The sequence below is a fragment of the Sphingomonas endolithica genome (assembly GCF_025231525.1).
GTDB lineage: Bacteria > Pseudomonadota > Alphaproteobacteria > Sphingomonadales > Sphingomonadaceae > Sphingomonas > Sphingomonas endolithica.
This window is the reverse complement of sequence record NZ_CP103057.1, coordinates 2,342,497-2,366,280: the sequence shown is the minus strand read 5'-3', so window position 1 is coordinate 2,366,280 and position 23,784 is coordinate 2,342,497. Positions and strand designations below refer to the sequence as shown.

The following is a 23,784-nucleotide window of genomic DNA, read 5'->3' as shown; positions in this document are numbered from 1 at the left end:
GGCTCAGCGGAAGTCGTGCGATTTGAACCGGACGACTTCCTCCGGGTCCATGCCGTCGGCGTGTGGTGGCCAGTAGCTGTTGCGGGGCTCCGGGCTCCAGCCTTTGTCGCCGCGATCGGGTGAGCCAGGATGCTTGGCACCGTCGCCGCGGTCGGTGCGGTGCGGAAACGACATCTCGCCGACCCGGTACAGCAGATCGCCATGGTCGATGATCCTGTCGCAGATGACGTGGATGACCTCGCCTTCCTTCTGCACGCGACCCTTCATGCCGATCATGGAAGCCGACATCACGGTGCGGCGCTGGCGCTCGAAGCGGTCCGGCCACAGGATGCCGTTCGCGATGCCCGTCTCATCCTCGATCGTGATGAACAGCACGCCCTTGGCCGAGCCGGGCTTCTGTCGCACGAGGATGATGCCGGCGACCTCGACGTGGCGTCCGTCGCGGATGGTGGCGAGATCCGCGCATCTGACAACACCGCGTCGTGTCAGCTCGTCACGCACAAAGGCCAACGGGTGGGCACGGAGCGATAGCTGCAGCGCGCGGTAATCCTCGATCACCTCCCGACCGTCGGTCAGTGGGCGCAGCTCGACGGCCGGCTCGATCCCTTCCGCGCTGACGGCCTCGTCCGCCCGGTCGGCCGCTGCAAACAGCGGCAGCGGCGCTTCGCCCAGACCTCTGACCTTCCAAAGCCCTTGCCGGCGATCGGCACCGAAGGCGTGGAATGCGTCGGCGTCAGCCAGCTTCTCGATCGCGGCACGTTGAACACCGGACCGCCGCCAGACATCCTCGACGGACTCGAACGGCGTCAGCTCACGTGCGCCGACGATCGCCGCCCCGTCGGCATTGGACAGGCCACGGACCTGCCGCAGGCCAAGCCGGACGGCCAGATAGCGCCCACCGGTCCGCTCAAGCGTGCAATCCCACCTGCTCGCATTGATGCAGGGCGGCAGGACGGGCACGCCGTGCTGCTGTGCGTCTCGCACAACCTGCGCCGGCGCATAGAAGCCCATCGGCATGGCGTTCATGAGGGACGCGCAGAACACATCCGGATGATGGTGCTTCATCCAGGCGGACGCATAGGCGATCTTGGCGAAGCTGGCGGCGTGGCTCTCTGGAAAGCCGTAGGAGCCGAACCCTTCCAGCTGGCGGAAGGTGCGCTCGGCGAAGTCGCGCGGATAGCCCCGTTCGACCATGCCCCCGATCAGCTTGTCCGAGAAGTGCGACACGCCGCCGGTGAGCTTGAAGGTCGCCATGGCACGCCGCAGCTGATCGGCCTCGGCCGGCGTGAAGCCTGCACCCACGATCGCTACCTTCATTGCCTGCTCCTGGAACAGCGGCACACCCAGCGTCTTCTCGAGCACGGCGCGAAGTTCCGGCCGTGGGTATTCGGGCTTCTCGAGACCGTCGCGCCGACGCAGATACGGGTGCACCATGTCGCCCTGGATCGGCCCTGGTCGGACGATCGCGACCTGGATGACAAGATCGTAGAACCGCTGCGGCTTCATGCGCGGCAGCATCGACATCTGCGCGCGGCTCTCGATCTGGAAGGTGCCGAGCGTGTCCGCCTTCTGGATCATGGCATATACCGACGGATCGTCATCCTGCAGGTCAGCCAAGCCGATCCGTATGCCCTTGGCCTCCTCAAGCAGGTTGAAGGCGCGGTTCATGCAGCCGAGCATGCCCAGACCTAGCACATCGACCTTCATGAACTTCAGCGCGTCGATGTCATCCTTGTCCCATTCGATGATCTGGCGATCCTCCATCGCGGCGGGCTCGATCGGCACGAGGTCATCGAGGCGGTCATGGGTCAGGACGAACCCGCCGGGATGCTGCGACATGTGGCGCGGCACCCCAATCAGCTTTCGCGCGAGCTCCAGCGTCAGTCTTAGCCGGCGATCGCCGATGTCTAAGTTCAACTCATCGACCTGCTTCTCGCCAACGCCTTCGGCTGACCAGCCCCAGACGAGACCAGCCAGTGACGACGTCAGATCTTCAGGTAGCCCGAGCGCCTTGCCCACGTCGCGCACAGCGCCGCGCGCGCGGTAGCGCTGCACGACCGCGGTCAGCGCCGAGTGGTCGCGACCGTAGGTCTCATATATCCACTGGATGATCTCCTCGCGCCGCTCATGCTCGAAGTCGACATCGATGTCCGGCGGCTCGCGGCGCTCGCCCGACACGAACCGCTCGAACAGCAGCTCATGCTTGATGGGATCGATCGAGGTGATGCCGAGCACGAAGCAGACACAGGAGTTTGCGGCCGATCCACGCCCCTGGCACAGAATGCCGCGGCGACGCGCCTCGCGCACGATCGCGTAGACGGTCAGGAAATAAGGGGCATAGCCAAGCTCGGCGATCAGCCTCAGCTCGTGTGCTATCTGGTCGCTGTACGCTGCCGGCACGGCTCCATCGAACATCCGCTCGACCGCTTCGGTGGCCAGTTGCTCGAGTCCCTGCTGTGCGCTCAGCCCCTCGATCACTCGCTCGTGCGGATACTGATATGCCAGTTCGCCAAGATCGAAGGTGCACGCACGCGCTATGTCGACGCTGGCGCGCAGCGCGTCTGGATACGCCTTGAACCGCCGGACCATCTCAGCAGGGGACTTGAGCGCACGGTCGGCGTTCACCTCGCGCCGGTAGCCGAGTTCGTCGACGGTGCATTTCTCGCGCACTGCGGTCACCACGTCCTGCAGCAGCCGCGCCTCGGGCGCGTGATACAGAATGTCACCGGTGACCACGGGGCGGACGCCGGCGGCGGCGGCCTGTCGCGCGAGCGCATCTATGCGCACCGCATCGTTCGGGCGTCGTCGTTGGTACAGGGCCATGTAGCCGCGCTTGCCGTAGACCGCTTTGAGCTCCGCAAGGGCGGCGGCGTTGGCGTCGCTTGCCTCCTCCGCGAGCAGGATCGCGATCATTCCCTTCGACCATGGTTCGAGGTCGTGCCAGTGGAGTTCGCACTTGCCCTTGCCTGCTCTCCGCTTGCCGATGGTCAGGAGCCGCGTGAGGCGCGACCAGGCCGGACGATCGGTCGGATACAGCAGCAGCCGACGTCCGCAGGCGAGATCGATGCTGCTGCCGGCGATCGAACGAACCCCGGTCGCCTTCTGTGCCTCCCAGGCGCGAACCACGCCTGCCACAGTGCCGATGTCGGACACGCCCAGTGCGTCGAGCCCCAGCAGCGCGGCGGCCGCGAACAGTTCATCGGGGCTCGATGCACCGCGGAGTAGGGAGAAGTGGGTGAGAACCTGCAGCTCGACATAGTCCGTCATGCGAACACGCCGTGCATCCACCAGCTGAGATCGCCGGTGTCCTCCAGGAACCCGTCGCCGCGCCGGAACACCCAGTAGCGACCGCCGGTCTCGTCTTCGATGCGGTAGTAGTCGCGCACCGCCCATACCTCGGCGTCACGTCGCCACCATTCGCCGTGGATCCGTTCGGGACCATCGCCTGCTACTACCTTGTAGGCACGTCCACGCCACTCGAAGCGGCGCGGTGGCTGATCGGGCAGGAGCGCGATCACGCGCGACAGCGGTTCGGGGCGCGCGAACAGCCGGACGGGTCGGATCCACCTGGGCCATGAACGCGGCGTGTCGATCGGGCTCACGCGCGTGACCGCGCGCTCCGGCACATGGCTCTCGACCGGCGCGACCCGGAAGACTGCTCGCTCGCCGATCCTGCCGGCGACCACATCAACCAGACGCGCCGGGTCGCGGACCAGCGTCTCACCGGCGAGCACAGCGCCCAAGTCGATAGCATCGAGCGGCTCGGTGTGCGGCGCCACAAGGTAAAACTGCTCCAGACCCAAGCCTGGGTCGATGCGTTCGATCCTGAGCTTCATCAGGCGCAGCAGGTGACGGACCTCGCGGGTAGGTCGCGACGTACCGATGGCGACCGTCTGCTCCGTGCCGTCCACTCGAAGGCCGCCCAGCCGCAATGAGCGTGCGCCGAGCCCTCTTGCTCGCAACAGCTCGGCCAGATCGTCCAGCAGATCCTCCATGACCTGCGCGATCGCTTCGGCGGTGACGATCGGCTCCAGCAGCCGGCGCTCGACGCGGGGCACGGCCGCATCGTCCCGCGGGGTGATAGGCTCGGCAACAGCGCCGATCGCCTGATCCAGTCTCGTGATCGCAGCCAATCCGAGCCGGCGCGCCAGCGGACCACGCGCGATCGGCAGAATGTCGGCGATCCGATCAAACCCGAACCTGCGTGCCGCAACCAGCGCCGTGCCGCTGAGCCGCAGGGCGGCGATGGGCAAGCCGCTGATCGCCGCAACGGTTCTGCCCGGTGCGACGATGGCGACGTCGGCAGACCCGAACCGCGCGACAGCGTGTGCCGCACCCGGCGTGTCAGCGATTGCAACGCGGGCAGTGAAGCCCGCACGCTGGCAGAAGGCACGCAAGCGCTGGCAGAATCTCTCCTCTCCACCGTGCAGATGGTCGCACCCGGTCAGGTCCAACCATAGCCCATCCGCGGGCGTGACGGCGGCAATGGGCGACCACCGCCGAACCGCGCGCAACGCCAAGCGATCCAAAAGCGCCGCATCCGCGTCCGGTTCTGCGGGACGGAAGTCGAGATCCGACACCAGCGCACGGGCATGGGTGGCGGCCATGCCGACGCTGATCCCCAATGCTATTGCCCCGTCGCAAGCGGCGACCACCTCCTCACGTCGCCCGACCTTGGCAATCAACGCAAGCGGCGACCTATGGAAAGCGGCAACAATGGCTGCGGTCGTCTTAGGCGTACCCGCCGGCTTTGCTCTGTGGAACGCATGGGGTGCGGCTTCCGATCGGCGCCCGAGCTCGCGCATGGGTGGCCGCGAGTGTGCCGGGAGCGCCGCGATCTGGCTTTCCACATCCCCCCTTGTTGGCATGTCGGCACGCGCCCAATGCGCGCCTGGTCGCCAGCCGCCGCCCCGAGGAACGGAGCAGGCGCCGGGATCGTCATCGACGGGCAGCTCGAGCGCGACGCGCTCAGGCCGCGACATTACGTGCCGGTCCAGCCGTCTCAGCCGCTCGATGGCCAAGTGCGGCAGGAACAGCGAGACGACCCGTCTCATCGCAGCCCTCCACCGTTAGAGAGAAAGGTTCGCCGCCGCGCTGGCGTGCGAGTTCCAGCAGCCAGCGCGCTCGTCCGACGCCGGAGACGCTGAGGCGTGCTGACGGCGCGCTCGCGATCCGCCAGCGCGTCCAGGCAGCTGATGGATCGGAAAACGGATCCTGTTCACGTGAACGCCGCCGCCGGAGCAGAAGCACTGGTATGTCCGCTTCAGCGGCGACAAGCTGCAGCCGGCGCGTCGCCACCATGGAGATCTTGCCCGCTTGCGCCACCACGGTCGCTGGCGTTCCGTCGCGCACTGCGTCCTCAATGACCGCGAGCAATGCCGCATCGTCACGCGGTTGCGCGTAGATCACGGCTGAGGAGGGAAGGCCTGCCTGCTCGAGTCCAGGCGCGTAAAGATCGTTGCGGCAACTCGCCCATAGCACCGGGCCGCCCGTGGCATGAGCCTCGCGGGCGGCGATGCCTGCCAGAAACAGCGTAGCCGCCGCATCATCGACCAGCGAGCAGGTGAGAGCAGCGACTTCGTGAAGCGCGCCGGCTCGCAGGCCGCCACCACCAAGGCGCCCGTCCAGCTCGCAAATCCCGAACGGCAAGATGCGGTGATCGGTCACGGGAGTCGCGATCGTGCGTAGTTGGACTAGGGTGTGGGTAAGCGACTCGGCAGCGACGGACATGATGATCTAGACTCGGTATGTTCGCTTTATGTTCCACTGCGGGCGCTGATTGGTCAAGGCATTTAGCCGACCTCGGTGGTTCGATAACCAAAGCAAAATCGTTGGATTCCAAGCAGCGAGCTGCTTGCTAGTGAAACGTGCCATGGTAGATCGGCGCTAGTTATCCGGAGTAAGAAATGCGTCGATCCATCCTGCTGGCACTTGTCCTCACCGCCGTGCCCGTGGCGTTATCGGCGCAGGCAAGTCGGCCGCGCTACGGCAGCTTCGGGTTGGAGCTCCAAAACATGGATCGCTCGGTTAAGCCGGGGGATGATTTCTACGCATATTCGCTCGGGACGTGGTTGCGCGATCACCCAATTCCGGCGGACAAGTCGGGCGCAGGGTACAATTACGACCTGCCCGACGAGATCGAGGGGCAGGTGCGGCAGATCGTCGAACAAGCGGCGGCAAAGCCTGGCTCGCCTACCGAGCGCAAGGTCGGTGACCTTTATGCCGCCTGGATGGACGAGAACGCGATCGAAGCGCGCGGGCTGGCGCCGCTCAATCATTGGCTTGCCCCGATCTCCGCCGTGCGCACGCGTCCTCAACTCGTCCAGCTGATGATGAAGCCAGGGTACCCGGCGCCGATCAACATCGGTATCTCGGCAGACGCGGATGATCCGACCCGCTACATGGTTGATGCGAGCCAAGCTCGTCTGGGGCTGCCGACCCGCGATTACTACCTGCTGGCCGGCGAGAAATACGACGCGATCCGCAAGGCATATCGCGCGTACCTGATCCGCATCCAGACTCTCGCGGGCATAGCTGACGCAGCCGCCAAAGCAGACCAAATCATCGCATTGGAGACGCGGATCAGCCAGGACCAGTGGACCCCCGAGCGGCGCCGCGACCCGGTTGCAACCCACAACCCGATGACGCGTGACCAGCTGACCAAGCTGGCGCCCGAGATGGACTGGACGCCTACCCTGGCCGCCATGGGACTGGCGAGCGCAGCCAAGGTCAACGTGTCGGAGCCAAGCGCGGTTGCAGCCACTGCCAAGCGGTTAGGCGACGTGCCGCTGTCGACCTGGAAGGAATGGCTGACCGCCCGCTTCATCAGCGGGCAGGCGTCGTTTCTCCCGCATGCGTTCGATCAGGCCAATTTCGATTTCTACTCGAAAACGCTGAACGACGTGCCCGAGCAAAGGGCACGGTGGAAGCGCGGCATCGCCCTGATGGATGATGCATTAGGGGAGGCGGTCGGCCAAGCGTACGTCAAGCGTTACTGGTCGGCCAACACCCAGGCCAAGGCCGACGAGCTCGTCACGGACATGATCGCGGCCTACAAAGACAAGATCGAAGCGGCGAGCTGGATGGATGCACCAACCAAGACTGCGGCGCTTGCCAAGCTGGCCACGTTCGATCCTCGGGTCGGTCATCCCAAGACATGGATCGATTACTCCACGCTAACAGTGAGCCGTACGGATCCGCTCGCGAACAACATCGCAGCGCAGACGTTCCAGTGGCGCCTACAGCTTGCCCGTTTCCCGCACCCGGTCGATCGCGGGCTGTGGTACATGACGCCCCAGACGGTGAACGCCTACTACGATCCGACACTCAATCAGATCACACTACCAGCCGCGATCCTGCAACCGCCGTTCTTTGACCCAAACGCCGATCCAGCCGTCAACTATGCCGAAACGGGTGCGACGACGATCGGACATGAACTCGGTCACGGGTTCGACGATCAGGGACGTCAGTTCGATGAAAAGGGTCGGCTGCGCGACTGGTGGACCAAGGAAACCGCGGCGAAGTACACCGTGCAGGCGGATCGGCTCGCTTCGCAGTTCGACCAATATGAGCCGATCCCCGGCGTTCACATCAAGGGCCGGCTGACGCTGGGCGAGAACCTGGCAGATCTCGGCGGTCTCGAGACGGCCTATGCCGCTTACCGTCGCTACGTTGCCCGGCACGGAGAGTCTGCGGTGATTGACGGGTTTACCGGTGATCAGCGGTTCTTCCTCGCTTATGCCCAAGCGTGGCAAGGTAAGCGGCGGGAGGGTGCGGTGCGGCAGCAGCTCCTGTCAGACCCGCATTCACCGGAGAAATATCGGGTGAACGGCATCGTCCGCAATTTTGCGCCTTGGTATACTGCGTTCGGCGTAAAGCTCGGCGCGGCCATGTATCTTCCACCCGAGCAGCGCGTCAGCGTTTGGCGCTAATTAGATTAGCGATCTGGCGGGTTCGCGGCAGACTTGAGCGCAAGTAGTGCCGCGTCTCGTCAAGCTTCATACTATCACGTGCGCGATGGGGCACCAGCAAGCGCCCTGTAGGCGCCCGGCGCCCGATGGGTCGGGTTCGGGTGGGAACCGGCCCGGCCGCTTTGGAGCAGCAAGCTGAGGTAAGCAGCCGTACGTTCACAATGACTGCCGGGCAGCTGGCCTTCAGATCGAACCGGCCGTAACAGTCGAATCCGGAGCACTTGATACACACGATTGAACTGATCGGTCGGCTTCACGGAATGGGAGCGAGTTTGGATTGCTCTGCTTCACGTCTTGGTCGAAGTCTGCACGGGTGTAGTTCCGCGGATAATAGGAAAAGCTCTTCAACTGAAAGTAGGCATTCACATCCATGTATCGCCGCGAGAGGTACAGGCTGGCCGCCTCGGCAGCAGCCGCATCGAAATCCCGGCTCAGGTGGACGGATGTTATTCCGGTCTCGAAGGCGCTGTTCATATCGACTGGCGCAGCACCACTGGCGGCCCAGTCGTCCAATAGGATGCTGGCGATCTTCGGGGGGCCATAGGCCATAACCGGGCCAACCGAGACACCCGCGATCATCCCGGCATGGTCGTCAAGCCAGGCGCGCGTCTCCTCGAAAGTTCTCGTCGTCTCGCCTGCGTAAAGCAGGACGTTGACCTTCGCCCGCACGCCATGTCGGCGACATGCCGCCAGCAACTCTGATGCGCGGCTCAGATATCGATCGGGATCCGCCGACTTCCGCATATGAAGTATCTGTGTGGGAGAAGCCGTCTCTAGTCCCAGGTCGAGGACTTCTAAACCGGCTTGCGCGAGATGCGCGACCGTGTCTGGCGTCAGGGCATCAACGCGGCTCTCCGTCCGCCATGGGATTCTGGGAGCTTGGTCCATCACAGCCTCAACGAGCCTGGAACCCCATTGCACATTCGGGACGAACATGGACGCCTGCAGGTACGGATGTATCTCTGACCCGTCATATTGTGCCTGGACCGCCGAAAGTGACCTCGCGATCAACTCGGGAGGTCGAAGTTTCTCCAGCCGGATGTCCCGTTCCTCGCAGAAGGCGCAACCCATGCCGCATCCTCGAGAGGCCTCGATGCTCGGTTGATACTGAAGATGGTTTTTCACCAGCCGGTGGTTTAGCGTGAAGTCCGGCGTAGGCGATTGCAGGCGCCGCAGATCGGGCTTGGCGGTGAGCAGGCTATTCAGGATCGGCTCGCCCAGACCAGGAACGAAGATGTCCGCGTGCGGTATCTTCGAGCGCAGCCAGTCAACATCCGGACCGACCACCCAGCGACCTCCGATGATAATCCGAACCTCGGGATCCCTCTGTCGGACCAACCTGCAGAAGGTCTGCGCCCAGGGGAGGGCGTAGAAGCTCGGGATTGAGATCATGAGCGGCTGTTGGGACGGCAGGACCCCTGTCCCGAAGAGCTCATCTACGACTTCCGACGGATCGCGATGCTCGCCGTGCAGCAGCATGGTCGTGAAGCCGGCGGCGTCGAGCATGGTCGCCAGCGACAGAGCGCCGTAATTCAGGTATAGCTGTCGTCGAGCAAGCACGTGGTCGCGCTTCTTCGGCGAAAGCATGCCGGAAGATACGAACGCGATGGCATTTGAGCGATGCATTTGGTTGTCACCATCTTGCGATTATCAGTCGGGGGCCGGACTTGCCGTTCATTAGTATCGAAGGGATCGATGGAAGTGGTAAAACCGCGCAAGTTGGAATGCTCGTCGACCGGCTAAGGGAATGCGGCAAGAGCGTCGTGCAAACAAAGGAGCCAGATGGGGGCCATATAGGTCGTGAGATCAGAGCGATCCTGACCGCGCCACAACGCACACTTTCTCCGGTCGAGCAATTGCTCTTGGTTAGCGCTGCAAGATATGATCACGTGCGGAGTGTCGTGCGGCCGGCGCTTGATGCAGGCAAGTGGGTTATCTCGGATCGCTACTTGGATTCGACATTTGCCTTCCAAGTCGCGGTCTCCGCCACTGAGCTGGGGCCCTTATACGATGCGGCAAGAAAGGTGGTCGTGGACACGACGATGCCGGATCGCACCATCGTACTCGACATTCCGCTCCGGGTCGCCCAGGGGCGACGCACGCAAAGGGGGCAGGTCGAGGTCGACCCTTCGGAAGCCACCCGGGACTTCCGCTTGATAAGGGATGCCCTTCTCAACGTAGCCGCTCGGGATGCGGATCGCTGCAGGATCATCGATGGTGACCAGCCAATATCAACAGTGGGCAGCGAAATCTGGAAGGTGATCCAGACGATGCTATGATCACCGTAGACCGATATCCGAGAACCCGCCGTATCCTGCCCGCGAAGCCTTAATTCCTACGGAGTTTTCCATGAATCCACAGACCCGCAGTCTGCTCGTGCAGCGCGTGGCAGACTCGCTGGCGGCGATAGGGCCTGGATCGGTGTTCGAGCGCTTCGCTGTCGTCCTAATCGAGCACATGCTAGGCATCGAGCTGGCGCAACGGGGATCGTCGATCGGCGGCAGTCCGATCGGGGGCGTGCTCGACGCCACCACTGCCGACGGGCGGATCGCCGTCGAGGCGTCGATCCTTCGAGAATACTTCGCGGGATCGATGAACAAGCCGCGGCGCGACATCGATCACGTGCTCGTTCTGGCGCCTTTGGCCGAGGACATCTATCTGCTGTGTTCGCAGCGGGCGCCCACCGGGGTGATCGAGGCCTTCACCATCGAAATGGCGCAGAGGGCCGACATGGCGGGGCATAGGGTCCATCTCATGGACAGCCGTGCGATCGCGGAAACCATCGTCGATCGGCTGATGCTGCAGGACAATGCAATCGACGCGTTGTCGGAACACTTGCCTGTGCTAAGCGACGTTCGCGATGACCATCCGGCCTCCCTTCTGGCTCCTTCACTCACCTCCTTGTATGTCGCCCACGAGGCTGTCGATGCCGAGCTCGATCGCCGTATCGTGACAGACCATTGCGTCGAGGTCTGTGGGATCGGAGGGATCGGAAAGTCCCAGGCGGCGGCGGCATGCCTCGCCCGCAACAAGCCTCGCTTCGACTACAGCTTTTGGGTGAGCGGCAGGGATATCGACAGCATCGGACAACTATCCGCGGTGCAGCTGCGGCGCGGTGGCGCAGAGCGTAACGTTAGCGCCCTTCTACGCAGGAATCGGACATTCGTGGTGCTCGACGATGCCGACGACGCGTTATCGGCAGACGAGCTTGCCCGGCTATGCGGTCGCGAGTCCAGGATACTGGTAACTCGTCGCAGCGCTTCCCCAGGAGCCTATAGCCTGCCGATGATGGATGAGCAGGACGCGCGAGAGCTGCTTGGCAAGGAGCTTGCGATCCCGCCGCGGGAGGAAGCCTTCCAGGCGATCTGGCGGTCGATTGGGGGTCACCCGCTTAGTCTGCGTCTGATCAATTCCGCTTCCCGCGGCGGGGTGTCATGGGACGATCTCGCAGGGGACTGCGCCCGCGTTGGCAGGATGGCCGATGGAGGTACGCCACTCGCGGAACGGATACTCGGGCGTCTGCGGCACCTGCTAGGAGACGAATTGTCCGTCTTCGTCTGGGCAGGCCAGAGCCACTGTGACCGCGCCTTCCTGAAGTCGGTGATTGGTCCGATCAGCCTGGTAACGCTAGAGCAGTTCGGCCTCACGGCGCCGGAAAGCCCCTCTTCGGTCCGTATACACGACATCGTGTTCACCTCTCTCGCCGTCGGCGAGTGGCTGTCGCCACAACGCGCAGCGGTTATCGACGGTCACCTGGAAGCGTTCATCGTCAAACACATCCGTGACGATGGCCACGGTCTTCAAAAGATCGCCAGCCAGCTGAGGGGCAAGATCGCGAGGAACGTCGAAAACGGAGATCGTCGCCCCGCGTTCCTGTATGCCTTGGCGGTGATCTGGACAGGCAGCGCCGTTCGCGTCGACCTCCTGCCCGACCCGCTGCAGTTGGCGGAGGAGTTGGCGCACCAGAGTGCCGCCACCCATGAGGTCGCGATCCTCGTTGTCGTCGAGACGATCGAGGCTCGCGGACGTCATATACGACAGATGGCCGGAAGTTCTGCGGGAAGGGAATGGGCGTCGAGGAACCTGCCAGCTTACGATCTTCTGACGTCGATGGCGGACCTGGCACCCCGCCAGGCCGCCGAGATAGGGCACCATCGTGCCAAGACGCTCCGGATCCTGAAGCGATATGACGAGGCCGAGGAGGGCTTCAGGACGGTCGTTGAGAACTTCCCGCTCTACGATGCCAAGCTCCAGCTTGTCCGTATGCTGACGCGGAGGCCGGAGGGTCAAGCGGAGGCGAAGCGGCACTCCTTGGAGATCATTGCTGCCTACAAGCGGGGCGAAGGCGTCTCGGCATCTTCGTTCATGGCGCTTGGTGATACACTCAACGGTGAACGGACCAGCTGGTCCGGCGACATAATGGACGAGCATGAGGAGCTGTTTCTCTCCGAAGCGCTATACAGTGCAGCTGCCGGCGTCTCCCAAGGCTACCACTCGGTAGCAAGCTTCGTTCGCGCGCTCGTCTGGCACGCACCCGAGCGGGTGGAGGATCTGCTCCTACGTCTTCCGGAACCGACGCCGCTGATGCTCGACGATGACCAAAGCCGCGCAGGTTATGCCGAGATCATGTTCCATGCCGCCATGTCAGGGTCCGAACAGAGCTATCTGTCGCGGGCGCTGGAGGCATATGGGGCGCTTACCTCGCCCGACGACTACCAGAAGCGAAAGTGGGGTGAGACGCTCTTTAAATTGGGAGACCTGCCAGCAGCAGAGGCGATGCTGGAGGACGTCGAGGACGAAGAAGGTCGCATCTGGCTCGCGCACAACCTGTCGCAGGTGAAGCTTGGGTTGGGAAAGTCCGACGACGCGTTGGTGCTCGCGGACGAGGCGGTGGAAGGATCGACAGGCGCCAATGTGAAGTATCGAAGCAGCTTCCTCCTGCAGCGGATCAAGGTGAAGTTGGCGCTGGGCATGGATGCCTGTGGTGACATCGATGAGGGATGCAGGCATACCGCGAACGCGGGCCTGTTGGCGGAATTCGCATTCCTCCGACAGCAATGGGACACCACGGCGACGATCTAGAGGCTTCTTGGGGGGCGTGGCAGTGCGGAGAAAGGGGGTTCCGAGAGTATTCGATGTTCAGTAATTTGGAGCCGACGCGACTCTCAGAATGCGCTTTAGCAGGGGTACCTGCCTGCAGCTTTGGCAAGGCCAACGAATGAACCCGCCGACCCTAATAGGGCAAGTCGCCGGCCCCTGAACCGCAACGACCGCGCAGTGCGCGAACAATCACGCCCCTCGGCCGCTCCTTGTATTTGGTGAACGGATTGGCGTACCTAGATCTACGGGGGTGTCATTGAGCAACAGGAGTGATCAATTTACGGCGGGAGCGTCCGCGGTCGGCTATCTATACCAAGCTCGGCTCGCGCTGCTCTTATGTATTCCGCATGTGAACACGGGTGTTGAGGTTGAGGTTTCGATCGAACGCCTTGATGATGTGTCCTTTCAGAAGGGCACGGCCTTGGAGCTGCTGCAAACAAAGCATCACATCGATCGTGTGGCCAATCTGAGTGACGCGAGCGAAGATCTCTGGAAAACTTTGCGTGTTTGGTCGGTCGCCGCAAAAGATGATCCATCATTGCCGTCTCGTGCGAGACTGGCATTGATCACGACTGGATCGGCGCCCGTGGGGGCTGCCGCATCCCTGCTCCGACCGCCCGGTGCATATGCGCCGGGTGCGAAACGTGATCCGAAGTCCGCCAATGAACGGCTGACCGAGGTGGCCCAAACATCCAAGAACAAGGCGTTGGCGCCCGCATTTGCCGCGTTCCTTGCGCTCTCGGAACCAATGCGGTCAGCCTTGTTGAGCGCTGTCGAAGTGCTCGATAATCAGCCCCTGATTACCGATCTAGATGGTGAGCTGGAGCACGCCTTGCGTCTTGTTGCACCCCCTAGAAAAGCCGCAGTTGCGCGCGCGATGCTGGAGGGGTGGTGGTGGCCGATGGTTTGCGGGGCCCTCGTGACGAGCCCGCCTACACCTATTGCGATTGGCTTAGTTGAGGCCAAGCTCGACGACATCCGTGAAATGCTCAGGAGGGATTCCCTCGTCGCAGACTTCGAACATGCTGAACCCGATGAGCTCGATTACGCAGGATACGACGGATTTCGTTTCGTGCAGCAGCTTCAGGTCATCGGGCTTGGCGGCAACCGTTTGCGCTTCGCCAAGCGGGATTTCTACAGAGCGTTTGCTCAGCGGTCGAAATGGACGCGCGACCATGTTGTGCTTGACGATGAGGTCGCGAAATTTGAGCAGCGGCTGGTCGAAGAATGGCAGCCGCGGTTCGAGGCGATGTGCGATGACCATGCTGACAGCGCGGAGGACCAGGCTGCCCTGAAGCAGGGCGGGCAGATCCTATATCAATGGGTCGAGAACGAAGCGAGGTTCCCGTTCCGCTCGCTCACGGCCCGCTTCCTGAATGTTGGATCCTACCACATCCTGGCCAACGACCTTCGAATTGGCTGGCATCGAGATTATGTCACTATCTGCGAGGGGGAGACCTGAGATGCCGGGCCAAACGCGGTATGAGGCCCTGTGGCGTGACCGGCCGCAAGAAGAAGCTGCTCACTTCAATCCCGCATTCTGCGGTGAGCTTCTGGCCCGAACCATCAAGGAGTTTCGCAAGCAGGCAGGTCGCACGATGCCCTTGGTCTATGCTTTTTTAGTCGCGCCACTGGTCCTGCACCCGAACGCTCGGAGAGCGCTCCCCGGCAGAGCTAACACCGCCTTCGCGTCTTGGGCTGGCGACAATGCCGACATGCTGAGCACGCTCGCGGACAGGACCTTGCGGCTCCGGCCAGTTACCCGGGAGGCGCTGCTATTCCTTGTTCAAATTGGAGCTGCGGAGATCAGCGAAGATGGGCTCGGGATCGGCAACCACCCGCTAAAGCTGAGCGGCAAGCCTTCGGCGTCAACGGATGAGGTTGATGAAATGCGACGGGCTTCCGGAATGCTCGGTAGGTGGTTCGGCAACCAAGCGGATCCCGCGGCTGTCTTGCAGGCAATGGGAGTTCGGGTGTGACCCTCCAGATCAGAGCGATCGCAATCTACTCTCATGACGGCGAACGTCGCGATGTGCGCTTCAATCTAGGTGCGCTGAACATCGTCACCGGCGCATCCAAAACCGGCAAGTCCGCGCTGCTAGACATCGTCGACTATTGCTGGGGTCGTTCGGAATGCACCATTGCGGAGGGTGAGATCCGGCGGGGCGTTTCATGGTTCGCGGTGATCTTTGACAATGACGGCGAAGGGATTTTAGTCGCAAGGCGCAATCCCGGGCCGGCCGGCAAGGCCAGCGATGAGATTTACTTCGAGCGGAATGTTGAGGACTTTCCAGAAACAACTGTTCCTCTCGTCAAGAACTCCACAGCTGATGGACTTCGTCAAAGGCTGTCTGCAATCCTCGGCGTGGCGGAAAACGTCCATATCCCTGAGCCCGGCGCCACCCGCCGCCCGCTGGACGCATCTGCCAGCCAAGCGATCTTCTTCTGCCTCCAGAACCAAGACGAAATCGCCAGTCGCCGCCTCCTTTTTCACCGGCAGGGGGAGGAGCGCATCCCCCAAGCCATCAAAGACACCCTTCCATACTTTGTTGGCGCCATGGGTGAGGATCACTTCCTCAAGCAGAAACGGTACGAGGACGCTCGTCGCCGACTAAGGGCTCTCGAGCGAAGTTATGCGGACGCGCTAGCCTTGACCGATGAGGCCTCGGGCACTGCGCGTAATCTCCTTAAGGAGGCGAAGCGCGTTGGATTGCTAGACCTCGATGCGTCGGCCGATTCCCTTGAGGGCCTTCGGGCCTTGTTGGGGCATGCTGCGCGTCCCAGGAGTCTGGAGTATGCTAAAACCGACGATCCCGCGGCGGATCTCACCGACTTAGAAGAACGACGACGTCGCATTCGGATTGAGCTCCAGGAACTGCGCGATGACATCAAAGATCTCCAACGCCTGACCAGGGAGGCCTCCGAATTCGAAACGGAAGCTCGAGAGCAGCAGGCCAGACTGGCCTCTATCGAACTGGTCGCCCACGATGCGACCGGCCATGAAACCTGCCCGCTATGCGATAGCCATCTTGCAATAGCGGTCCCTGCCGTGGACGAGATTCGAAAGTCACTCGGTCGCTTGGATCGTCAGCTGAGTACCGTGCGTCGGGATAACCCTCGACTCCAAGGGCAAATCGCCGAGCTGGAAATGAAGCGTACAAGCCGCGAAGTTGATCTACAGATCGTTCAGGGAGACATCTCCGCCCGGATTGCCGACAATGAGCGGCTCCGAATTGAGCAGGATCAGTTCACTGAGCAGGCCCGCGTTGCTGGCCGCGTTGGCTACTACCTAGAGAATGCTCGCACGCTATCTGACGGTGAAGGTCTCCGCTTGCAGGTGGCGCGGGTAAGGGCAGAGGTCGGAGAGCTTGAGGCAGCTCTGGACCAGGAGGCAATGGAGGAACGGCTTACGACGGCCCTCGGATTGGTCGGTCGCGACATTACTGACTACGCTGGACGGCTGGAGCTTGAACATGGCGAGAACAGCCTTCGCCTTGATCGTAAGAACCTTACTGTCGTGGCTGATACGATCAACGGACCGCTCTTTCTCTATCAAATTGGCAGCGGCGAAAACTGGGTCGGCTATCACGTGGCCGCGCATCTCGCGTTGCATAAGCTGTTCCGCACGCTAAATCGCCCTGTGCCAGCCTTCGTCATGCTCGACCAGCCTTCTCAAGCTCACTACCCGAAGGAAAAGGACGTTGGCGAGATATCTGGTGCAGAAGACGAGGACCAGCTTGCGGTCGCCCGTCTATATCGATTGCTGCTCGATTACTGTGTGAGCATGGCGCCGAGCATGCAGATCATTGTAGCTGACCACGTCGATTTACTCCAAGAATGGTTTCGAGAATCGACAGTTGAGCGCTGGAGGGACGGGATCAAGCTCGTTCCCATGACATGGCTACGCTAGCTGCAATTGTGCTTGACACATCGATCAGCGGAACGGCGAAAATTAAGCAACGGCTACGCGGGGCGGACGTCTACATGCGGGCACAGGCGGCTAGCTGAACAAAGGTCCGCTTCCGCGGGTTGGACGGCCAAGAGCCGCTGATCAGCAACAGGCCCAGTTTCTGCCGCCGGGCAACAACTGAACCAACGGCCGGTTTCGGGGTGCAGTCAAACCGCCACCAATGTCGCATTGTGGGTCTCTCCGGCCTCGGCCGCCAAGCCATTTTTGATCGTCGTCAGCTAATGCCGTATCGTAACAACAGCTTGTCCTCTGGATTGTGAGATTTGCTACCTCATACTCACCAGTCCACCTAATCCGGGGTAGATTGGATTTTGCAAGAAAGCATTGCTTTACTGCTGCCCCTGTCATCCAAGTAAGTATTGATATGAGGGTTTTTATCCACCCGCCTGTTGTAATGACGTATCTTGTATTTGGTATAGAATGCGCGATTCATTTCGAGTCGTGCTGCCTGTACGACTTGGCCCACGGTGACCCCGTCAGCAAACGTCGTTACGTATAACGCGTTTGTATCGCCGATCATCCCGTTTATCTCCAGGAACCGGACAGGCAGGCCCAAGATAGCGAGGCCCGGTGGCGCAGCGACCTTGCCGCCGACACTCTCAAGATCGCCGTCGCGCGACTCTCTCTTGAAGCCGAGTGATCTAAGCAGGGTCAGGTCGCCTGCCCGCTCGGCGCGCCCCCCCGACGTCTTATGGAACCTATTTGCCTCAGCAACAGGGTTCTCGTCAAATTCGCACATGAAGGCTTTGATGTAATTAGCCGGTAAAGTCCTGCCGCTTTTCGGGGGCCTTCCTGCTCCCTCCCGCTTCGTTTGCCGTTCGGCCATGGAAATATGGACGCTGTCTGTCCCAGGCTTGTCGCCAGAATAAGTCTCGCCGAAGTTGCACGCCGTAAGCGCAATAAAAACTGGGAGCAGCATCTTCATACTCGGCCAATCTCTTATCTCAAGAAGCCTATATCGACACCAAACTTGGCTTCACTTGCATGCCGGTTCCGCCAGCCCAAGCCGTGAGCCTATCAGCCCCAAACCTGTGCTTTGGCGGGGCGAGCATGCTAGAACCGCCTATATGTCAAAATCCCAAAGTAACGGCGGCACCGTCGATGTCGACGGCGCCATATATGATTGGCACCTCCAGCGTGAACCGCATCAGTCGGATGACGAAGGTTGGAAAGGAATGATGATTGCCCTTCTCCAGCGCGGTGCCAAACGCGAAGCATGGGTAGCATTCCCGCCGCCTAAGCGGCTCTTGAAGGGTATGCCGCGCGGTCGTCTTCAACTCGATGATGCAACGATTTCGCGGTGCGTGCGCGCCGCTCTGTCGGCCGGTTGGGAGCCGATGTCCCGGGGCAAGCCGGTGGTGTTCGCAGTCGATGCCGAAGGCAATTGAAGCGACTGATGCGTGCGAGAGCCGAAGTCCGTATGGCCGCGACGGCGCGATCTGCGTTGAAGGTTTTTGCCCGACTTTATACTAGCACCGGATTGGTGCTTGAACGCCTCGCGCTCCAAGGCACGTATAAAGGCAAATCGTCAGATTTTTTGAATTCAATGAATTATCGACATTCATTCCATGCTGGCAATAGCGCCGATGTCGTGAAGCACAGCCTACTGGTCGCGCTTGTGCGGGCCTTGCAGCAAAAACAGAGCGCGCTGACCCTAATCGACACCCACGCGGGCTGCGGGCTGTACGACCTTGGCAGCGAGGAAGCACGACGCACCGGCGAGTCCGCGCAGGGCGTGCTGCGCGCCTTTGCCGACCCAAATCCCTTGCTGAACGACTACCGCGCCGCCGTACAGGCGGTGAATGTCGGGCTCGAGCCGCACCTCTACCCCGGCTCGCCCAGGGTTCTTGCGCAGCTTCTGCGCCCACAGGATTTCCTGATCCTGAACGAGAAACACCCCGAGGACGTTCAAGCCCTGCGCCGCGTGATGCGCGACACATCCGCTGCCGTGCATGAGCGCGACGCCTACGAGCTTTGGCTGGCGATGCTGCCGCCCCGCACCGCGCGCGGCGTCGTGGTGGTCGACCCGCCGTACGAGCAGCCCGATGAACGCGCACGTCTCACAGCCACCCTCGCTGCGGCTTACCGCAAATGGGCGCACGGGGTGACGGTAATCTGGTTTCCGTTAAAGGATCGCGCCACGCATTGGCGGTGGAAGGAGCAGTTACGCAAGCTCGGCATCCCGAAATTACTGCAGGTGGAGCACTGGTTGTACGATGGCGATCAGCCCGGCATCTATAATGGCGCGGGCCTTTATATCGTCAATCCGCCCTACGCCTTGACGCAGGCGCTGCCGCCTCTGCTGGAAGCCCTGCGCGCCGTGCTGGCGCCGGAGGGGCATCGAGGCGCGATCACAGCCGATTGGCTGGGCCATTGAAGTAAACCCTCATTGATGCTTCTTCTAAAGGAGGAATTGCCGCGCTGCTGGTTTAGGAAAGATCATCCCTCAAATTGGCTCCCTTTCGGAGGTTGGCTGGTGACCATCGCTGCTTGTGCTCGGCATTCGCCGGGAGCGCTGCTTGCTCCGGAAGCAGTCGACTGCCGAAGACGCTGGGAAACGGTGTCTCAGCCCCGAAGAGGGTCATCGCGCTGGAGGTCGGCAGCCCCGATGCCGTCGCTCAAGCGAGCTGAACGAACGACCGAAGTCGGGGACACGAGAAGAGGCTGCGAGCGGCCGAGATTGGGCTAAAACGCCAGAAAGAACGAAATCTCCGAGGCGGACACTCCTCTTATAGTTCCCGATCAACCCCGCTGAGTTCCGCCTCGGCGGCTCGAGCGGATGCAACGGCGTGTTAGGCCAAGCGTTGCGCTTAGATGAACTGCCTTGTCCTGTTGGCCGCGGCGCCTCTGCTAGCAGCGAACCCCAGCAGCATCTCTGCGATGAAATGGGAGCGTCGTGTCCTCCTGATCAGCGCTCCTACCAGTCAGAACGCAGAGCTGGCCGCACAGCGCCGCATCATTGCTCGTTGGAAGGTCGCAGGTGCGGCACGCGACCTGAGCATCGTCGAAGTCGTAGGCAACAAGGTGGCTGGGGCTACTGACAAGGGTGCTGCGCTCCGCGAAAAATTCCGACTTTCCGCGACGGGCTTCACCGGGATCTTGATCGGCAAGGACGGTGGCGAAAAACTGCGTAGCGCCGATCCCATTCCCGCGATCGTGTTGGAAGAGGTCATTGACGCCATGCCGATGCGCCAGGCCGGTGACAGATAGCCCTTTCGATACAACACACGGTTCGACTTGAACGTGGAGGGCGCACGCCTTCCATGACAAACCAAAGCCAGCTGGAGGTTGGTTGATGGTATTCGGAGCAGCACGGAATTGCTTGCCCTAACAAGTTTTGTCAATTCGAGGACCAGGAGCCGATGCGGTACATACTGAGCAACATTGTTCCGATCGCGGCGGCAACGCTCGTTGGGCTGGCCATCCTGTTCTTGGGTTTCCGATCTCGCCTAAAGGGCTGGCCGCTCGCCGCTGCAACGCTGGCACTATTCTGGTTGTCGGCCATTTTGGCGGGTGCGCTTATCCTCGCACCGGTAGATGCGGGTCCTTGGACGGTCGCACTAGGGAGCGCTTTCATCATCTGGATCGGCTTCGTGCTGCCTGCTCTTTCGATTGCCCTCAACGTACGCGGCCAATCCTGGTCGACCAGCTTGGCCGACGCAACCTGGTGGCTGGCGATCATGCTGGCACAGTCCGCGGTGCTGCACAGCATCGGATTGATAAAGCCCCCGTCCGTCGTGGACGCTGTCGCTCATGGCGTTAGGCGGACAGCCACATAGCTGGCGTCGAGGCTGATCCACCAGGATCGCGGATTCACCCAGAGTGAAAGGCGTCATTGTTCGGAGAGCTCGACGACCTCGAAGTCGAGGTGCTTCCAACCATGCCGCCGGGCCGCCTGATCTGTCAGCGCCTCCTTGCCCGCGGCTTCTTTCGCCGAGGTGGCGTGGCCCCAGAACATTTCCGTTTTACCGCTGTGCAGATGCGCGACGATGCGCCGAAAATGGGTGAATGACACGGGGGTAGGGTCGATCGTCTTCACGTAGCCGTCGGCCATTGCGGTTAGGTAGCGCTTCCTCTTCGGCATCGCCGCGTCATAGCGCAGTGGCGACGGGCGCGGGAGAGGGGGCTGTCCTCAATCGTCACCGAGACGGCCGATCCTGTACGGTCCCGACCGCGTCGCCAGTGGTTGTCCCTTCCAGCTCAGCCGCACCAGGCGGTCGCGGACCAGCCCGTCGATCGCAGCGTGGACCGCGGGCATCGCGCCGCGCCAGTCCGACGCGATCGCGCGCGCCACCTCGCTCGGGCAGATCGTCGCGTCCGGTTTGCGGCGCTCGAGCAGAGACAGCGTCGCGGCCCTTGGATCGGTCATTCGAACTACGTCGGCCCCGTAAGCCACCCCGTCAAGCCGCGAGAGCAGCTGGCTGTTTATGCAGGCTGGTCGTGCGGAGCGGTTTGAATAACGGGCCTAGCGGCCGCGCAGGACCAAGATGAATGAGCGACCGCTTCTGGCGATTGACCTGCCCCCGTCGAGTGAACCGGGTTTATTGTTAGTGGATTATGTTCGTTGCCGCCATATCCGGGCGGAGGTGGAGCGAAGCGGAACCGGAGGCCGGATATGGCGGTGAAGCCGTTTCTGGGGCCGGTGGTCGGTAGCCCAGGCTGCTGTGCGGCCGGACTGTGTTGTAATGCCGCCGCCAGGCTTCGATCAGCACCGTCGCCTCGGCGAGGCTGTAGAAGATCTCGCCGTTGAGCAGTTCGTCGCGCAGCGACCCGTTGAAGCTCTCATTGTAGCCATTCTCCCATGGTGATCCCGGTGCGATGTAGAGCGTCTTCACGCCGATCTGGCCGAGCCATTTCTGCACAGCGTTGGCGATAAACTCGGCGCCATTATCCGACCGTATGTGCGCCGGCGGGCCTCGTGTGACGAACAGGTCCGCCAAAGCCGCCAGCACGTCTTCATGCTTGAGCTGACGTGCCACGATGAGCCCCAGGCACTCCCGGCTGGCTTCGTCGATGATGGTCAGGATACGGAACTTGCGACCATCATGCGTGCGGCCTTCGACGAAGTCGTACGCCCATACATGCCCCGGATACTCAGGCCGCAGCCGGATGCACGATCCGTCATTAAGCCACAGACGTCCGCGCTTTGGTTGACGTTGCGGGACCTTGAGCCCCTCACGCCGCCAGATCCGCTCGACCCGTTTATGGTTCACCGTCCACCCGGCATGGCACAGCAATGCCGTCACCCGGCGATAGCCGTAGCGACCATATTGCTTCGCCAGTGCGATGATGTCCTCGCTCAGCACCTGCTCATCATCCGCCCCACGCGGCACCTTGCGCTGCGTCGATCGATGCTGCCCCAGCACCCGGCAGACCCGTCGCTCGGATACCGGAAGCTCTCGTCGCACATGATCGATACAACGCCGTCGCCGCGCGGGGCTTAGAAGTTTCCCCGCGCCGCCTCCTGCAAGATCAGCTTATCCAACGTCAGGTCCGAGATCGCCCGGCGGAGCCGAAGATTCTCCTTTTCCAGATCCTTCATACGCCGTGCCTGGTCGGTTTTCAGACCGCCATATTCCTTGCGCCAGCGGTAATAGGTTTGTTCGCTGACAGAGATCCGCCGGCACGCTTCGGCAGTCGATGCCCCCTGCGACAGAACGATCTCAACTTCACGCAGCTTCCCGATGATCTCTTCCGGCTTGTGCTTCTTGAATGGCATCTGTCGTCCCTTTCGTGGTCCAGACTATCATAGTCTCTGGGCCACTCAGCGGGGGGCAGATCAAGGCTTCGGCGTCCGGCGGCATTGGGACGCCGACGGCATGGAGCTCGGGATCGTAGGTGCAGCCTGAATTAACGGGGCCGTGACGATGCGACCGAACAGCTGCTGGAGTAGATGATCGCGGTCTGTCTCCGCCCGGTTCCGCCTCGCGCTGCGGCTGAACAGGTCCTATCATCCCCGACTGAACTGAAGATTTCGATGCTCTGGCCTGTGCAGCAGTCCCTCAAAGGGCTTGAGACATACTTCCGCCTGGCCGACTCGCGCGCGGCCCGCGCGCGGTTTTGCCCGTCTGAAGGTGACGAAGGTCACACACGCAGCATGTCAGGGGGCGGGCTTTGCGGCTGTTCGACGGCGAACGCCTTCCAGGACGAGGGTGAGCATGCCGCCTAGGACGTATGCCAGAAGGTCGTGCGGGTCGAAGCTCGTGCCGAGCGACACCCGCGCGAGCGTTTGGTCCGCTAGGCCGATGGCCTCCAGCAAGCCAAAGAGCTGCGCCGCCTAAATTGAGAAGGCGATGGCCAAAGCAGCCAGGACCGCCGACCTGACCCCAAGAGGGACCCAGGCCCGCAATGCGCAATACACCAGCACGACGGCGAGGCTGTCGCCAAGATAAGGCCGGATCAGTCGGTCATGGACCCACAGCGCAATCGCCGATTCCACCAGGAAGAGCAGCAGCGCGGCAAGTGCATAGCGAGGGCGAAACGTGGCGCCGATCGTCGTCCATCGACGGAGCAACAGGCGGGAGCGCGATGACGGCGGGAAAAGTCTCATGGCGGCAAGCTAGCATCGACATGTGCACGCGCGATGCAGTCGTTGTCTGTTTCGTGCATGGAGCGCTAAGAGGCAAGTCCACGAGCAGTCTGACCATGGGTGGCTTGCGGACGAGACGCACGGCCGCCGCTCTGCTGGGTGACGATGGTCGCAAGCAGACATGAACAAGCAGCCGATTGCGGGCAAGACCAAGG

Annotated in this window: 18 protein-coding genes; 10 read left to right on the top strand and 8 right to left on the bottom strand. The window is 62.0% G+C overall.

The features are described 5' to 3' along the window. Positions 1-3: 3 nt before the first annotated feature. Genes NV382_RS11195 through NV382_RS11185 form a run of 3 tightly spaced genes read right to left on the bottom strand, consistent with a single transcriptional unit; the run spans position 4 to position 5,730 of the window. Positions 4-3,267: an error-prone DNA polymerase gene (locus NV382_RS11195; RefSeq protein WP_260596832.1), complete on the bottom strand. Its 3,264-nt coding sequence runs from the start codon at positions 3,265-3,267 to the stop codon at positions 4-6. Continuing rightward, complete coding sequence (locus tag NV382_RS11190) at positions 3,264-5,054, bottom strand: Y-family DNA polymerase (RefSeq protein WP_312026736.1); 1,791 nt, start codon at positions 5,052-5,054, stop codon at positions 3,264-3,266. Before NV382_RS11190 ends, NV382_RS11195 begins: the two co-directional genes overlap by 4 nt. Further along, the gene (locus tag NV382_RS11185) at positions 4,969-5,730 is read right to left on the bottom strand and encodes an ImuA family protein (RefSeq protein WP_260596831.1); all 762 of its coding nucleotides are present in this window, start codon (positions 5,728-5,730) and stop codon (positions 4,969-4,971) included. Before NV382_RS11185 ends, NV382_RS11190 begins: the two co-directional genes overlap by 86 nt. A 176-nt stretch (positions 5,731-5,906) precedes the next feature. Between NV382_RS11185 and NV382_RS11180 the strand changes: the two genes are divergently transcribed. Next, on the top strand, positions 5,907-7,931 hold the full coding sequence (locus NV382_RS11180) for a M13 family metallopeptidase (protein ID WP_260596830.1): 2,025 nt from the start codon (positions 5,907-5,909) through the stop codon (positions 7,929-7,931). A gap of 222 nt (positions 7,932-8,153) precedes the next feature. Here the strand turns inward: NV382_RS11180 and NV382_RS11175 are convergent, their stop codons facing one another. Continuing rightward, on the bottom strand, positions 8,154-9,596 hold the full coding sequence (locus NV382_RS11175; protein ID WP_260596829.1) for a B12-binding domain-containing radical SAM protein: 1,443 nt from the start codon (positions 9,594-9,596) through the stop codon (positions 8,154-8,156). Here NV382_RS11175 and tmk point away from each other — a divergent pair. From tmk to NV382_RS11150, 5 genes are all read left to right on the top strand, one after another. Further along, the gene (tmk, locus tag NV382_RS11170; RefSeq protein WP_260596828.1) at positions 9,584-10,249 is read left to right on the top strand and encodes a dTMP kinase; all 666 of its coding nucleotides are present in this window, start codon (positions 9,584-9,586) and stop codon (positions 10,247-10,249) included. The two genes, NV382_RS11175 and tmk, sit on opposite strands and share 13 nt — an antisense overlap. 70 nt (positions 10,250-10,319) lie before the next feature. Continuing rightward, positions 10,320-13,052 carry a hypothetical protein gene (locus tag NV382_RS11165; protein WP_260596827.1) on the top strand — a complete coding sequence of 911 codons (2,733 nt, stop codon included), beginning with the start codon at positions 10,320-10,322 and terminating at the stop codon, positions 13,050-13,052. A gap of 367 nt (positions 13,053-13,419) precedes the next feature. After that, entirely contained in the window at positions 13,420-14,532 is a 1,113-nt protein-coding gene (locus NV382_RS11160) for an ABC-three component system protein (protein WP_260596826.1), read from the top strand. A 1-nt stretch (position 14,533) separates the two neighbouring features. Beyond that, complete coding sequence (locus NV382_RS11155) at positions 14,534-15,049, top strand: three component ABC system middle component (protein ID WP_260596825.1); 516 nt, start codon at positions 14,534-14,536, stop codon at positions 15,047-15,049. Continuing rightward, positions 15,046-16,980: a DUF3732 domain-containing protein gene (locus NV382_RS11150; protein ID WP_260596824.1), complete on the top strand. Its 1,935-nt coding sequence runs from the start codon at positions 15,046-15,048 to the stop codon at positions 16,978-16,980. Before NV382_RS11155 ends, NV382_RS11150 begins: the two co-directional genes overlap by 4 nt. Before the next feature lie 349 nt (positions 16,981-17,329). Here NV382_RS11150 and NV382_RS11145 read toward each other — a convergent pair whose 3' ends face one another. Then, entirely contained in the window at positions 17,330-17,965 is a 636-nt protein-coding gene (locus tag NV382_RS11145) for a hypothetical protein (protein WP_260596823.1), read from the bottom strand. Positions 17,966-18,107: 142 nt separating this feature from the next. On the opposite strand from NV382_RS11145, the gene NV382_RS11140 reads away from it, so the two are divergent. The 4 genes from NV382_RS11140 to NV382_RS11125 all read left to right on the top strand — a co-directional run bounded on the left by NV382_RS11140 (position 18,108) and on the right by NV382_RS11125 (position 20,819). After that, complete coding sequence (locus NV382_RS11140) at positions 18,108-18,428, top strand: hypothetical protein (protein WP_260596822.1); 321 nt, start codon at positions 18,108-18,110, stop codon at positions 18,426-18,428. A gap of 158 nt (positions 18,429-18,586) precedes the next feature. Beyond that, positions 18,587-19,417 (top strand): 23S rRNA (adenine(2030)-N(6))-methyltransferase RlmJ, encoded by an 831-nt coding sequence (locus NV382_RS11135; protein ID WP_260600387.1) that lies wholly within the window; start codon positions 18,587-18,589, stop codon positions 19,415-19,417. Between the two features lie 503 nt (positions 19,418-19,920). Then, the gene (locus tag NV382_RS11130; RefSeq protein ID WP_260596821.1) at positions 19,921-20,250 is read left to right on the top strand and encodes a DUF4174 domain-containing protein; all 330 of its coding nucleotides are present in this window, start codon (positions 19,921-19,923) and stop codon (positions 20,248-20,250) included. A gap of 152 nt (positions 20,251-20,402) precedes the next feature. Then, positions 20,403-20,819 carry a hypothetical protein gene (locus tag NV382_RS11125; protein ID WP_260596820.1) on the top strand — a complete coding sequence of 139 codons (417 nt, stop codon included), beginning with the start codon at positions 20,403-20,405 and terminating at the stop codon, positions 20,817-20,819. Positions 20,820-20,872: 53 nt separating this feature from the next. Here the strand turns inward: NV382_RS11125 and NV382_RS11120 are convergent, their stop codons facing one another. The 3 genes from NV382_RS11120 to NV382_RS11110 form a co-directional block, all read right to left on the bottom strand. Further along, a complete protein-coding gene (locus NV382_RS11120) occupies positions 20,873-21,094 on the bottom strand; it encodes a hypothetical protein (protein ID WP_418066681.1) in 222 nt (73 codons plus the stop codon). Positions 21,095-21,172: 78 nt separating this feature from the next. Next, the gene (locus NV382_RS11115; protein WP_260596818.1) at positions 21,173-21,409 is read right to left on the bottom strand and encodes a DUF3253 domain-containing protein; all 237 of its coding nucleotides are present in this window, start codon (positions 21,407-21,409) and stop codon (positions 21,173-21,175) included. A 178-nt stretch (positions 21,410-21,587) separates the two neighbouring features. After that, positions 21,588-22,759 (bottom strand): IS3 family transposase gene (locus NV382_RS11110; protein ID WP_260596817.1). Its coding sequence is split into 2 segments (ribosomal slippage): positions 21,588-22,495 and positions 22,495-22,759, totalling 1,173 coding nucleotides; the frame shifts between segments, so codons are not numbered across the junction. Positions 22,760-23,784: the final 1,025 nt, after the last annotated feature.